This window comes from Verrucomicrobia bacterium CG1_02_43_26, from assembly GCA_001872735.1.
Taxonomy (GTDB): domain Bacteria; phylum Verrucomicrobiota; class Verrucomicrobiia; order Opitutales; family CG1-02-43-26; genus CG1-02-43-26.
This window is the reverse complement of sequence record MNWT01000014.1, coordinates 71,096-85,907: the sequence shown is the minus strand read 5'-3', so window position 1 is coordinate 85,907 and position 14,812 is coordinate 71,096. Positions and strand designations below refer to the sequence as shown.

The window sequence follows — 14,812 nt, the reverse complement described above, 5'->3', positions numbered from 1 at the left end:
GATCCATGTAGGTATAAAATCGCAAGCAATTAAGCATCATAAAGAAATGAAGATCCGCAGAATAGCTTTTCACTGGCAAATCCTTATCGCCATCGTTCTTTCTATCCTCATCGCTACCGTCATAAAGATGACGGGTTCGCAAAATGCGGCTTTCACGATCAAGCTCTTAGATATTTTTCATTTCTTCGGCCAGCTCTTCATGAATGCTTTAAAAATGATCATCGTCCCAGTGATTATTTCTTCGATCGTATATGGCATTTTAAGCATCGGCAATACACATGGAATGGGGCGTCTGGCAGCAAAAACAATTGCATTCTATGCCCTTACCAGTGCCTTGGCTATCGTCATCGGTTTAGTCTTTGTTAACGTTATTCAACCGGGTACCGTGGATGCGGAAACAGCGTCCGCTATTGTTGGTCAAAAGCAGGATGTATCCGGCTTCTTGGAAAAGGTCGAGGGCAAGACGACTTCCGTTCTGAGCAATCTTTTTTTACGCATGGTTCCTACGAACATCTTCGAAGTAACCACGCGCAATAATCAACTTCTAGGCATCATCGTCGTCAGTCTTTTTATCGGCTTCTTCCTCAATAAACTCCCGAGTAATTTAAGAACCGTACAAGTAGATTTCTGGAATGGTATTCACCAAATGATGATCATGTTCACTCACTTCATCATCCGTTTCACCCCACTGGGAGTACTTGCGCTCATCACTCCAATTTTCACACGCACAGGTTTGGAATTAGCCAAACCGCTCTTCTGGTTTGTAGCGTGCGTGCTACTGGGTCTTGCCACGCACTTCTTTGTAGCTATGTGGCTTATTCTTAGATACATGGCCAGAATCAAACCAGGCAAACATTATAAGGCAATGATTCCTGCTCTGTTAACGGCTTTCTCAACTGCGTCTTCCACCGCCACACTGCCGCTCACCATGCAATGCGTGGAGGAAAAGGGCAACATTTCCAGTCGTGTTTCTAGTTTCACACTTCCCATTGGAGCAACGGTCAACATGGATGGCACGGCCTTATATGAGGCTATCGTGGTGCTCTTCATTGCCCAATTTTATAGCGTCACATCGGGTTTTGTTATCGATCTTGGTATGCAGATAACCGTTGCCATTATGGCGCTTCTGACATCTATCGGTGTAGCCGGTATCCCTTCGGCAAGTCTCGTGGCTATCGCTCTCATCTTAAGCGCGGTTGGCTTGCCTCTCGAAGCCATCGGCCTGGTCTTAGTCGTAGATCGCGTACTGGATATGCTACGTACCGCGGTTAATGTCTTTGGAGACTCCGTAGGAGCCGCCGTTATCGCTCGCTCAGAGGGCGAAGATATTTACAATAACTAAGGTCTATATATCGTTCCCGTTTAAACGAGTACATTGCCTAACGTTCGGATGTACTGCACAAAATCAGCTCTCGGCAAATAATTTTCAAAAACCCGCACAGCTCCTTCTGCTTTTAACGCTTCGGCGCGTTCCCCCACACCTCGGCCAATAAAGGTATACCCGAGTGCCTTCGAAGCTTTCGCGTCCCACACGCCATCACCCACATAGATCTTTGCATCAAAAGGCTCTGATCCGTACCGATACTTCATCTTTTCTTCCGTATGAAGAATAATATCTTCTCGTGTATAGGCATCACTGGAGCAAGAAAAAGCAACTTTGTTTGCCCCGAGTATATCAAAATCAAAGGCGCTTAATTTTCTCTCCGCTGATTTCCTTAGCGCACCCGTGGCGATCCCCACAGCAATATCATCAGTGTCAGCAATCAACTCCATCAATAGGGCTGCCGCGCCATCAATAGGACGCAACAGGCCTGGGACCTCGCTAACGGCTGCATCCAACAAGGATGCAAAATAGTCCTCAAACGCATTTAATTCTTCTCTATGCGGCTCCCTCCCCAAATGTTCTTTTGCAATCTCTCTCAACACGAAGGAATCCGTATAATTCCCATAACTTTCCCAATCCGTGTTAAAGGTATCAATATCCCAAAAGTCTTTGACGGCTTTTATAAAACAAACTTCATCCAATTCATCCGAATCTGTCAGCGTACCATCTATATCAAAAATTACTAAATTCATGTTAAAAAAATGCGGGATAATTTATTGCAACTTGGGGGCTAGTAGGAGATTTTTTTCTACCCCTAGAACTACTACTAGCCTTTATATTCCAAAATTACAATAAATTATCCCTACCCCAACTACGTCACTTGACGTTAGAAAAACGGATTACGCTCCTTCTCACGCGCTTGCTTCAGCTAGATCACTGTCCCTCCTGCGTTTTCTCTTTAATAATGACCCCGCAAGGCCCACAAATAATATCGTCATCGAGCTAACAACGGTAGACATCAATGTATTCAAGGGGCATTTGTATACTTCCCATGAGCCTGTCCAATTCTTCGAAAAGGTAATCCATGCAAGCAATACCACCGCCAGAGCCACACCGGACATCGCGGCCATCTTGCGCGTCTCGGTCACTCGGCTTAATATAAATAGCCCTAGGGTACCTCCGCTCAACACACCTAGTATCTTAAGCCAGGTAAACAATATCCCTTCAATGTTCATCATAGCCAGTGCTACGCCGATTCCTATCAAACCCAATATCAAAGAGGCTCCATGGAGCACAAGCTTCGCTTCTTTGTCAGACACTTCTTGTCCTTGACTGACATAGGTCTTATAGATGTTTGTATAAAAGAGGGTTGCGGATGAATTTAAACCACTGTCGATGCTGCTCATCGCCGCCGCTATAATCGCTGCTATTAAAAAGCCTATCGTTCCAGCAGGCATCTGGGTTGCCACAAAATAAGGCAAGATGGAATCAGACTTCAATGCCGCAGGCACCGCTGTGCCCGCAAGCTCCGGTTGTGCGTGGTAAAAGGCAAATAAGGCGGTCCCGATAAAGCAAAAAAGTGCGGATATAAATAACCCAAGCCATACAGCTAGCCACACACTTCTCTTGGCTTCTTTTTCAGACTTCGCCACAATATACCGCTGCACACAAGACTGGTCTATTCCAAAGAAATCAAGTTTCATAAAGAACCCCGATATCACCAACACCCAAAAGGTTGTCTCCACAAAATCAATATTCATGGCTCCCAATCCAAACTTCTGTTGCGTTACCGCAATATCGAATACTTGCATCGGCCCTTCCGGCATGCTGAACATAATAAAAATCGCGCACATAACCCCGCCCAATATCAGCATAATGCTTTGTATGCTGTCTGTCCAAATAACGCTCTCTATGCCTCCCATATAGGTATAGGCAGTCACAACAAGCCCAGTCACTATAACCACCCAGCGTTCGTCCCAACCAGTCAAGGGAGTCAATGCCAATGCTACCAAATACATGATCACAGCAATTCTAGCCAATTGTAACAAAGTATAACAGGTAACCGCGAAAACAGTGGCCCATCCGCCAAATTTTCTGCCCAAATGCTCATACGCAGAAATATTCCCTTCTTTCCGGTAAAAGGGAATAAAGTAGCGTACAACTAATAAAACCGCAAAGGGTGCGATTAATTCCATCACAAGCGCTGACCAATTTGTAGCAAACGCACTGGCAGGCTGTGCTAAAAATATAATACTGCTAAACTGCGTACCAAAGACAGATAATCCAACCATCCAGCCGGACATGCTTCTTCCACCGTCCATAAACTGGTTCGCCGTACTCTTTCGCAGCGCAAACCAAAATCCGGCGCATAGCACAATAAGCAAATAGACAATTATAATTGCAAAATCAATTGATGATAATAGCATGTTAGGTTAGGTAATTTGGAGGTTATATATCTTCTATTTTTTTAAAGACAATGCTGACCATTCTACATACCGGGATTGTTACGTCAATAAAAAAAATATTATTATTTTTAATACAACTAGCTTAAACAAAGATTCAGCGGTCGATTAATATCCGTAAGCCTATAAAGATAAGCGCTTTGACTTTAGGATTCTGACCTTAAATTGTGCAAAAAGTGTTAGACATAGATTATATAATAATAATTCCACACCGAAGTATCTTATTTCCAAAAAAAACTCGATTCTCCGCCCTTTTATAGGTAATAATAACATATAAGCGTTCCCAAACGTATCACCCCAAATTATTTCCCATTATGGCCACGCAACAAGAGGACAAGCTAAAAGAACGTCGCGAAAGAATCACAAAGGGGCTTGCTGAAAAACGGTTTACCCAAACCCAACCTCCTATAAAAGCTTACGCTTTCAATACAGAGCGTAGCATCGAGGGTCTTAGAACTTCTATCTTGAATCACCTCAAATTCACGTTAGCGAGAACACCCATTGGCGCTAGACCAAGAGACTGGTGGCTCTGTCTCTCCTACTCCATTAGAGACCGCATTCTTGAGCGTTTATTGGCTACTCAGGAAAGTCATCATAAAAATAATGTCCGTAGGGCATACTATTTCTCCCTTGAATACCTCATGGGACGTCTTCTCGATAATAATCTCTGGAACCTGGGCATGCATGATGATGCCGTACTCGCACTCAAGGAAATTGACCTGGATCTATCGCAAATCGAAGAAGAAGAGCCGGACATGGGTCTGGGTAACGGCGGCTTAGGTCGTCTCGCAGCATGCTTTCTAGACTCTCTGGCTACTTTGGAATACGCGGCAGTCGGCTATGGCATCTACTACGAGTTTGGCCTATTTAAGCAGGAATTTATTGACCACCAACAGGTCGAAAAACCGGACCACTGGCTCCAAATGGGTAATCCTTGGCTCGTTGTCCGCCCGGAATACAAACAGGAAATCCCTCTCTTTGGACGTGTTATAGATGACTTCGATGACCGCGGTGATTACCGTCCTATGTGGGTTGATACCAAAAAACTTATCGGTGTCCCTTGGGACCTCCCCATCGTTGGCTATGGTGCTAGAACGGTTAATTACCTGCGCCTCTGGGAGTCTCGCGCATCCGAGGAATTTGACTTACAGGTCTTTAATGAAGGGGGTTACGTTGAGGCCGTTCGTGAAAAGGCCATTGGCGAAACCATTTCCAAGGTTCTCTATCCAAGTGACAAAACTGAAAGCGGCAGGGAGCTTCGTCTCCAACAGGAATACTTCTTCGTTGCTTGCTCCCTCAGAGACATCATTCGTAACCATTTTAGAGACAATACTTCCTGGGATAGTTTCCCTGAAAAGGTAACCGTTCAGTTAAACGACACCCATCCCGCCATCAGCATAGCTGAATTCATGCGCTTGTTAGTAGATGACGAACGTCTTGACTGGGATTTCGCTTGGGATATGTGTCAAAAGGTGTTTGCTTACACGAACCACACGCTCATGCCGGAAGCACTTGAAAAATGGAGCGTCTCCGTTTTCGAAAAGATCCTCCCGCGTCACTTGCAAATCATTTACGAAATAAATCGTCGTTTCCTCGAGCACATTGTAGAAGCAAAATGGCCAGGCAATGATGAAAAAAAGAAGGTTCTTTCAATTATAGAAGACCATCATGGTGAAAAAATGGTTCGCATGAGCTATCTCAGCATCGTAGGAAGCCATTCCGTAAACGGGGTTGCTTTCTTACACACAGAGCTTCTCAAAAAGGATTTGTTTGCAGACTTCTACGCTCTCTTCCCCGAAAAATTTAATAACAAAACCAACGGCATTACCCCTAGGCGTTGGCTAAAAGCCTGTAACCCGCTCCTCTCGAAACTCATCACCAAGAAGATTGGGGATAACTGGATCACCAACCTCGATGAGCTCCGCAAGCTCGAACAATACGCGGATAATGAAGAATTCCAAAAGGACTTCATGACCGTTAAGCATACCAACAAAGAGTACCTGGCTCATATCATCAAAGAGGAATGCGGTATTGAAGTAGACCCTATTGCCATATTTGATGTCCAAATCAAACGGCTACACGAATACAAGCGCCAACACCTCAATCTCCTTCATATCCTAACGCTTTATCGTAAATTACTTCACGAGCCTAATTTCGATATGCACCCGCGCGTCTTCATCTTCGCCGCAAAGGCAGCTCCGGGATACGAAATAGCTAAAGAGATTATCCATGCCATTAATGCCGCCGGAGAACGTATCAACAACGATCCTCGCACTAAAGGAAAACTCAAAGTAGCTTTCATTCCAAACTATAGCGTCTCCCTGGCTGCAAAAATCATCCCCGCCGCGGATGTATCTGAACAGATTTCAACCGCCGGTCGTGAAGCCTCTGGAACCGGCAACATGAAGCTCGCCCTCAATGGCGCAGTCACAGTAGGCACACTCGATGGTGCTAATATAGAAATCCTGGAAGAAGTTGGCCCAGATAATATTTTCATCTTTGGTAACGATGTTGAAGATATTAATACGCTCAAACAAAACGGTTACAACCCCTGGGACTACTACCACGCCAACCACGAACTCCAGGCCGTCATGGACTGGTCTTGCTCGGACTTCTTTACCCCGGGTGAACACAGCTGTTTCGGGCCGCTCCATAGAACGCTTCTTGAAGGAGGTGACCCTTTCTGTGTCCTCGCAGACTACGATTCCTACTGCAAAATCCACCAAAAGGTAGATGCAGCTTATAAAGACAAAAAGCGTTGGGCAAAAATGGCAATCTTGAACACTGCCCGCGTTGGCAAATTCTCAAGTGACCGCACCATCTTCGAATACGCCGAAGACATCTGGAACCTCAAACCCCAACCGGTTTAATCCGTTTACCTCAACAGCTTCAATCTAGTCTCATATAAGCGCGCACGTACCATTTAGCCCTTTCACAAACGGCATCTTCTCGAACTGAATAAACCGGGCATCCAGCTTCCGGAAACTCTCTTCATCATACCGCTCCCAATCAAAGGTCTTGAAAGGGCTTTTGTTGCCCACTTGGCAAGCGGTTACTTCGGTTCCTAAATATAATGGTGGTTTCACCATGCCTTTAAAGATTTTGGGCATCAATTGATCGTGCTTCAAAGACTTCGCATCCTTCGCACATTCTTTTAAACGAGTTATGATTTTTTTATGCGAGTTGTCCAATTCTTTAAAAACATAGGATGGCTCTAGCCCATTCATGTTCGCATAATTCAAGTACCGATTATGCTGCTGACATACTTTTACAAAATTATCAAAGGTATTGCGTTCGCGCAAAACTACTTCTTTTTTCTGCAAAAGATAATAATTCTCTTGATGGTGCTGCAGGCTGATATTCTCCAATCCGTTGGAAACACCTTGGCTAACCCCTTCTTCGGAAAGCACGCCACTCTCTATGCCTTCGCCCTCTTTGCCAACAACTGCAGTATAATGGTGGGCTGTTGAAATCGGCATCACAATATTTTTCAACTCACATTGTTCTAATGCCATCTCCTGCTCGTATGGATCCAGGGTAAAGAAATGGTTTACTGTTCCTGGGATAAAATTCCCGTAATGCCCTTCATCGGTATAACCACTTACTTTCGTCAGTTTCCCTCCATGGATCAACACATTCTGTTGATTTCCCGCACACATCCCAAAAGTGGGTATTCTGTGTTTTGTAGCCATCTTGTAATAGGCTTGGTAAGATTTCTCAAAATCACTCACCTTGAGTTCATCCAGATCGTTTAGGCCAAATTCTTTTGTCCCTACTCGGCTCGCAACCTCAAACGAATCTTGTCCTCCTTGAAAGACAAGACCATTAAATTGACTGGCAAACTTCTCACTCAACATTGCCTTATTGATAATCCTAAACGCTACATCAGGAAACTTAAACTGCAGTGCTCCAGCCACTCCAAATATATGTTCAGACCAATACCCGCCTTCTGTGACCAATCCTATATAAGTCTTTCCTCGATTATCTTTATTACGAAACTCCGAGCTAAATTTCCCACCTGCCATTTGCAAAACAAATTCACCTATTTTATTACTTGAGGCTATCCCCAATTTCAGAAATCTCTCTACACCAATATTGGCAACAATATTAGCAAATGGCGTCACATACATCGAATTCGATTGGTCAATATCAAGACCAATTTCTTTGACAAGGTACTCAAGTATCTCAGTATTATCCGGATTGCTGCTAGACGAGCAGTAGTGCAAAAACGTATTTCCTAGACTATCTTTGTAGGTTAGGAGATCTATTCCACCTGCCAATCGTTTGAACAGTTTTAGATCCATACCTTGGCTCAACGAAGTGCCATACACCAACGGCATCCTACCATCGACATCTTTGATATCTGTCCTTGCGCCCTTATCCAGCAATAGTTCCACGTATTCTACCCGCCCCATTAATATCGCAGTATGCAACGGGGTTAACTTTTTTTTATCCTGAAAATTTATGTCTCCTAATTTTGCAAGCGCTGCCATAAAGACATCTTTCTTGTTATCCAAAATCGCATGAAAAACAATTGCCTTCAGCTCCTCATTTGTTTTGCTCCCCACATCCCCCACAGTAATTATTAACTTTTTTGGATACTTGATTACGGCATCATAATTGCTTTTTAACTTAGTGAATTCAGGTGAAATTAATCCTGCTTTTGAAACCAGCCTAAACAGATCTATTGGAAATTTTGATCCCTTATCTATCAGATAGCGTACAACATCAACACGCATATTACTTCTCGCAAGCTCATCCATCAATGCGTTTACATCATAACTATTCCACTCCCACGGCTTGAATCCATTTTTCTCACAGAAGATAAAAAGGCTTAAACAGGCATCATTAGAAAAACTACTAATAGACTGATAATGTATCATTCCAAAGGCATTGTCCAATAGCTTCTTATCCTCATATTTTAATACCAATTCTAACAACCAAGGCGCTTTCTCGTAGAGCGTAACTATGTTACTCAATATTCTACTTTCGTTCCCAATCTTGTTGACAACACTTGCCCCTGACTTCAAAAGCAAGCTTATATACCGCTTTTGCTCTTTTTCGGTAAACACTTCAAAATCGTTTATTCTCCAAAGAAGTGATTCTTCGAAAATCGCATTATTACCATCACTGCCAGTAATAGTCACATCTAGCCCAGCATCAATAAGCATTTCAATTAAATCAACATCCTTTCCATGCAAGAATAGATTATGAAATCGTTTTAATTCTTCTTGCGACAGACTGTCTTCTTTCTTCATTAATTCCAATATCACAACATAAACCTCTTTAAATTCGGGCTTATACTCGTATAGATCTTTCATCAACTCTGATATTTTACAACCTTCTCGCACCCAACCTGTTGCCAACACCATTTTCAACATACGGGCATCTTTCGAATAAAATGTATCTCTTAAAATATTTTTTGCTTTTTCTTTATGCGCGATGCTCACGTCCTCTTTTTCCAATAACACTTTCAATCGCGGCAGGTCTTTATCTCGTATAGCTCTCTCTATAGATGCATAGCCAAAAATCAAATACTCCTTACTCCAGCCCATCTTTTCACACCATGTTTCAACAACATTCTGAGCTAGAAAAGATTCCAACTCACGTGGAATCCCTAACCGTGTTTGGTAGAATATATAACTCTTAACTTCGTGTGTATAAAGCGGCTGTTTAACAAAATAATTTAAATAATCCCAGTTCCCCTCATGTTGCGCTGCTTCAAATGCGGCCTGTATCAACTGGGTTCGTTTGGCGTTATCTTTAGGATACCAACCAGCTTCTAAAAAATCTTTCGGCAAATCATTTACTTCCAAGAACCATTCCATCTCCTCTTTGCTCGCAATGGATAAATGATTACCCTCAACTGGTTTCTCCCACCTAAACTTCTGCTCAAAAGAATTTAAAGATACACATACATCTTTCTGTATCTCTCGCTGCTCAAGCTTCACCAGGCCTCGCTCATCGATTCCGTTACCTGTATTGCGTTTAAACTGGTTGCCGTCACTATGCCATCCTTTCGTCAGCACAGTCTCAACGGGCTGTATCTGTGTAAAAACATAGCCTAAAATAATTTTCCCTTTATTGTCCCAAGCAAACTTCCCTAGCTTCTGCAACCAGTTCATTTCCCAATGCTGTGCCTCACTCTCTTCAAGCCCTATGTACTTAAAAAACCTCCAAGCATCTATGCCCTCATATTGAAAAATACTCTCTGCTTTCTTAATATTATCTGAGCTTAGTCCCATCTCTTTAAAGCGAATTGCCCGTTCTTCGCTACTCAAACTAACCAATTCCTCAAAGTATTTGTCAAAAAAGCGTTCACTCAACCCGGGGCATTTATCAATATTCTTGCGATACCACCCATTATTGCCATCTTCTAACCCTCGCTCACAGGCATCTTTAAATAAATTATCGCAACTCGCCTTTACTCGATCTTCTTCATCTAACCGTTTTTCTAACAATCTTTTAAACGAATCACATTCTTTCTCTTCTTTAACTTTTGTTTCGCCATTCGCCAATAAATCCAACGCTTTCAGTATTTCGTCAATCCCAGCTTTCTCATTTTCAATAACGCCTTGCACAAACTCCGTGTCCCTAATCACGGCAATTTGCTTAAAAAATCTAGTGTACACCGAATCTTCTGATTTGCTAATCTCCTTCCCGCTAACAATCCAACTACACGTCTCGCAGGTCCATTTATAAAATGATCCAAAAAAACCGTTTTCGGTTGATTCCTCTTTTCTATAATTACTTTTACTTAAATGATAGTTATTATTTATATTTCCCATAAAGAACAATTTATCTGCAGATCGTATACACAATTACCAGATGAGTAAATAAAAAACTAAAAATATACAGATAAAATCTAAAATAAAGATAACTCTATCTAATCAGCAAGCAGTATCCTTAAATAAGGCACATTATCCAAAATAATCAGAAATCGTAAACAATCGACACGCTTATCTACCGCTCTTAACTGGTCCAGCAAGAGACACCTCAGGCTCAAATAAATCATCCGCAATGGGCACGTTGATCTGCATCTCACGCACCTCTATCGCTGAATGTGATCCATTATTCACAAATGTCTCAATCAAAAAAGGTTGAAGCAGTTTTCCAACAACGCCGTACTGAGATAAATACGCCTCGTGCCGTTCTAATTGCCCGTCCACCGTCATTTCATGCGCAATTTTCTTCTCCAAAAAATCATCACGCCCAATATAATACTCAATAACAGCCCCATCCGGCAATGTAGCATTAATTTGGTAACAGTACTCCTTACGTATCATCGTTTCCCCAACAAGTGCTAGGCGTATCCCACGCTTGTAGGAATGTGCCAAATGGCTCAAAATAGGAGCATCCCGTACAAATATCTGTGCAGATACCTCCGGCATAAGCTCTGGAGCCTCAAACCCTTCCTTCATCCAAGGATACTCCCCATTAAATGCCATCACTACCTGTTCCGTGGGCGATTTCGGGTTAATCACCAAATAAGAGCGGTTTGGCGCCTTCTTATATAAATGAAACTCCGCAGGCTCATTATCCGGAGTATGATTTACCCCAACAACCCGCATACTCGTAATCGTACTCAGGTGGTCAATCCCCCCTTGCCTCGCATAATACCCCTCAAGTATCTCGTCTAATGCTAAAGGCCTACACTTACGATTCCAACATATCCCCATCAAAAAGCAGGGCGCAAGGGCGGATAACATGAGGAAGGGGTCCATAACAAAAATTCATAAAATGGTTGCCCGACAAGGATTCGAACCTCGACAAGCTGTACCAAAAACAGCTGTGCTACCATTACACCATCGGGCAGTGCATTCAACGTTGATCATTAAAGCAGCATTTTTTTTCAAGTCAAGCCTTTCCCCAAAAAAAAATGGTCTTTCCCTAGCGAAAGGATCACCGTCTAATAATACGTACAAAATTGGCCGTTACCAATTAAAACTTATGGAAATAATTAATTTAATATATCCTAGATTATAATATCAAAAAAGCATCAGTAATTTGAAAAAAGCAAAATATGGACTAAATTTAAGTTATAATTAAAATAAAAAAGAAAAGTACATACAGGCAATCCGTTTCAAAAAAGGAATTTAACAAAAAACCATCAAAGAAATGAACAAACTATTCAAAAACTTGCAACAAAACGTCTTCCCTAAAACCACACCGAAAGAAACGAAAACCGCCGAGAAAGGTAAGGGAGAAGCTAAAATAGGCTCAACTACGTTCAATACGGTTACGGAGGTTAAAAACAAGCCCACCGATCCAGTAACAACAAATACCACTGTACAGGATATAAAACAAACACCAGAACAAAAGCAGGAAAATGTTAAGAATTATGTTTTCCAAGTGATTGATGATTTTCAATCAAGCTCGATATATAAAGAGATTGAACTAAGAAAGCCGCTCGATAGCTATAAAGAACAGTTAGAAAACTACGAACAGAAAGTATCCGATTTAGAAAGCAGGCTGAGTAATTCTTTTGATATGGAGGCTTATAGGGAAATAAGTACATTAAAGTCCAGTATAAGCATATTATATTCATCGACCAAAGTCGATGATTCATTAAGTGATGAGCTGCTGTCTGTGAATGTTAAAGTATTCATTCCGCTAACTAACAAACTAGACAATCTGAGAACGAAAGCGACTCAAAAATATGCAAGCGAGATTAAACAACATTCTTTCGACACCGAGACCGTTAAACTACTCAAAGGCCGGGTAGAAAAACATACGGAAACAGTAAATCAGTACAAAACTGATTTAGCTTCCAAAAACCCTTTCAGCAAATTAGATCCGGATCACCTAATAACAACAAACGAACAGACAAAAATCCTACACGGAATAATATCAGAACACCTTACGGAAATCACAGACAAAGGCCTAAAAAACGAACTGGAAACACTCCTAAAGGAAGTTAATACGCTACAGGAAGAAACATCAATACAGGCTCAATTAGCGAACAGCAATATTAAAAGCCAGCAGCATAACCAAGAAGTAAAAGACCACAAAATGCTCGAAGAATACGATGTAATTGAAATTCCTTCATCTCAAAGCAATAGTCCAAAGACGGAAAGCCCCAGTATGTTACAAAACATATATAACCTTTTCGGATTCAAGGGATCTACTGATGAGGATCTTTAATACAGACAATTGATTTAAAAAACACAATAAAAAGCGTCTTTCAAACCGGAAAGGCGCTTTTTATTGCACCTTATATAATCCATTTTACCCGCTAAAACCCATCCCATCTTAAGTCTTGAATAATCTCACCCGCTCGGGCATTCTGGCAAAGAATTATTCTCAAATATGCCACATTCGAGCCATAAAGAAAGATGGGGTTCCCAACTAGGTATCATTCTAGCCGTAGCGGGTAGTGCTGTCGGTTTGGGCAACTTCTTGCGCTTCCCCGGCCAAGCGGCTCAATATGGTGGAGGGGCGTTCATGCTAGCTTATTTTATCTCCTTCCTGATCATTGGCCTCCCGATCGGCTGGGGTGAGTGGATTATGGGGCGTTATGCCGGCAAAAAGGGGTTTAGGTCTTCCCCGGGCATCACTCATGCCATTTGGAAGCACCCGATGGCTAAGTATTTGGGCATTATAGGGGTCGTCATCCCTACGGTTGTTTATATGTTTTATACGTATGTCCAAGCGTGGTGTTTGGGCTATGCCGTCAATTTTCTTTCCAATGGGCTCAATTTCACTTCTATAGGAGAATCCCAGTCGTTTTGGGCAAATTTCGTGGGCATCAGCTCAAATGGTGCCGCCTTGTCTTTTGATCTCAAACACGTGGGCAGTTATTTGCTCATCGTCCTAGCGATCAACTTTTTCTTCATCTACAAGGGTCTCAGGCAGGGCATCGAGTTGTTTGCCAAATGGGCCATGCCGATATTAATCATTTTAGGTATCATCATTGTGATCCGCGTTCTCACGTTGGGTACGCCGGATGCCGCTAAGCCGGACAATAATATCAACAATGGTCTGGGTTTCATGTGGAACCCCAATAAGACCGTTCTCCAAGAATATTCACCAGCGCAAAATAAATGGGAAAACAAAATAGAGGTGATCGGTTCTGCAGACATTGCTAAACGAGAAGCCCTAGTCCAATCTAACCCCACCCAATACCGCCTCCAAGAAGTTTCGTTTTTAACTCAACTAAAGCGCCCTCAACTCTGGCTCGCAGCGGCTTCTCAGCTATTCTTATCTTTATGCGTGGGCACAGGTGTCATCACTGTTTTCTCAAGCTATATGAAGGAAAATGATGATGTTGTCTTAAGTAACCTCACCTCTACTTCTGCTAATGAGTTTTGCGAAGTTGCGCTTGGAGGGCTTATCACGATCCCTGCAGGGTACGCTTTCCTAGGAGCAGCTGGCATGGTCGGCCAAGGGGTCTTCGGACTCGGTTTCAATGTCCTGCCGATGGTTTTCAGCCAGATGCCTTTTGGCTGGGTCTTTGGCTTCTTCTTTTTCTTTTTACTATTTATTGCGGCTGTATCGAGTGTTCTTTCCATGCTGCAACCGGGTCTCGCTTTCTTTCAAGAGTCCCTGGGCTGGAGCCGAAATAAATGCCTAGCTTTGCTTTTTACTATAACACTCATTGGTACGTCACTTGTATTCTTCTTCACAGAGGATCTCAAGCTCATGGATACTTTAAACTTCTGGGTAGGCGACTTCCTGATCTTCGTCTTTGCAACGATTCAGATCATCCTCTTCTCCTGGGCTTTTGGGGTTCGTCGTGGGTTTGAGGAAGCAAACCGTGGCGCAGCGTTTGCGATTCCAAAGCTCTTTATACCGATCGCTAAATACATCTGCCCTATCTTCATGCTCAGTATATTCATCTTCTGGGTTTTAGTAGACGTGCTAGGCATCGGTGGTAATGGTTTGAGCTATTATATCGTGGACTTAATCGGCAGTAAGGATCACAAGGCCAACATCATCGCTTGGCTGGGCATAGCCAACATAGTTACCCTTTTCATCATTTACGGAATATTTACCTATAAAGCAAAAGCTTACAAAAACATATAAG

8 protein-coding genes and 1 tRNA gene are annotated in these 14,812 nt (G+C 42.6%); 4 read left to right on the top strand and 5 right to left on the bottom strand.

Going from position 1 to position 14,812, the window contains the following annotated elements:
- Window positions 1-52: 52 nt before the first annotated feature.
- The gene (locus tag AUJ82_05280) at window positions 53-1,342 is read left to right on the top strand and encodes a dicarboxylate/amino acid:cation symporter (GenBank protein ID OIO59714.1); all 1,290 of its coding nucleotides are present in this window, start codon (window positions 53-55) and stop codon (window positions 1,340-1,342) included.
- Window positions 1,343-1,362: 20 nt separating this feature from the next.
- On the opposite strand, the gene AUJ82_05275 is transcribed toward AUJ82_05280, so the two are convergent.
- Window positions 1,363-2,076 carry a hypothetical protein gene (locus tag AUJ82_05275; GenBank protein OIO59643.1) on the bottom strand — a complete coding sequence of 238 codons (714 nt, stop codon included), beginning with the start codon at window positions 2,074-2,076 and terminating at the stop codon, window positions 1,363-1,365.
- 159 nt (window positions 2,077-2,235) lie between these two features.
- On the bottom strand, window positions 2,236-3,750 hold the full coding sequence (locus AUJ82_05270; protein OIO59642.1) for a hypothetical protein: 1,515 nt from the start codon (window positions 3,748-3,750) through the stop codon (window positions 2,236-2,238).
- A 443-nt stretch (window positions 3,751-4,193) separates the two neighbouring features.
- Here AUJ82_05270 and AUJ82_05265 point away from each other — a divergent pair, with 443 nt between their 5' ends.
- A complete protein-coding gene (locus tag AUJ82_05265; GenBank protein OIO59713.1) occupies window positions 4,194-6,656 on the top strand; it encodes a glycogen phosphorylase in 2,463 nt (820 codons plus the stop codon).
- A 30-nt stretch (window positions 6,657-6,686) separates the two neighbouring features.
- Here the strand turns inward: AUJ82_05265 and AUJ82_05260 are convergent, their stop codons facing one another.
- The 3 genes from AUJ82_05260 to AUJ82_05250 all read right to left on the bottom strand — a co-directional run bounded on the left by AUJ82_05260 (window position 6,687) and on the right by AUJ82_05250 (window position 11,601).
- Complete coding sequence (locus AUJ82_05260) at window positions 6,687-10,574, bottom strand: hypothetical protein (protein ID OIO59641.1); 3,888 nt, start codon at window positions 10,572-10,574, stop codon at window positions 6,687-6,689.
- A 171-nt stretch (window positions 10,575-10,745) separates the two neighbouring features.
- Window positions 10,746-11,357 carry a hypothetical protein gene (locus AUJ82_05255; protein ID OIO59640.1) on the bottom strand — a complete coding sequence of 204 codons (612 nt, stop codon included), beginning with the start codon at window positions 11,355-11,357 and terminating at the stop codon, window positions 10,746-10,748.
- Window positions 11,358-11,527: 170 nt separating this feature from the next.
- Window positions 11,528-11,601 (bottom strand) — tRNA-Gln (locus tag AUJ82_05250).
- A gap of 303 nt (window positions 11,602-11,904) precedes the next feature.
- On the opposite strand from AUJ82_05250, the gene AUJ82_05245 reads away from it, so the two are divergent.
- Complete coding sequence (locus tag AUJ82_05245; GenBank protein ID OIO59639.1) at window positions 11,905-12,930, top strand: hypothetical protein; 1,026 nt, start codon at window positions 11,905-11,907, stop codon at window positions 12,928-12,930.
- Window positions 12,931-13,095: 165 nt separating this feature from the next.
- On the top strand, window positions 13,096-14,811 hold the full coding sequence (locus AUJ82_05240; protein ID OIO59638.1) for a sodium:calcium symporter: 1,716 nt from the start codon (window positions 13,096-13,098) through the stop codon (window positions 14,809-14,811).
- Window position 14,812 lies beyond the last annotated feature (1 nt).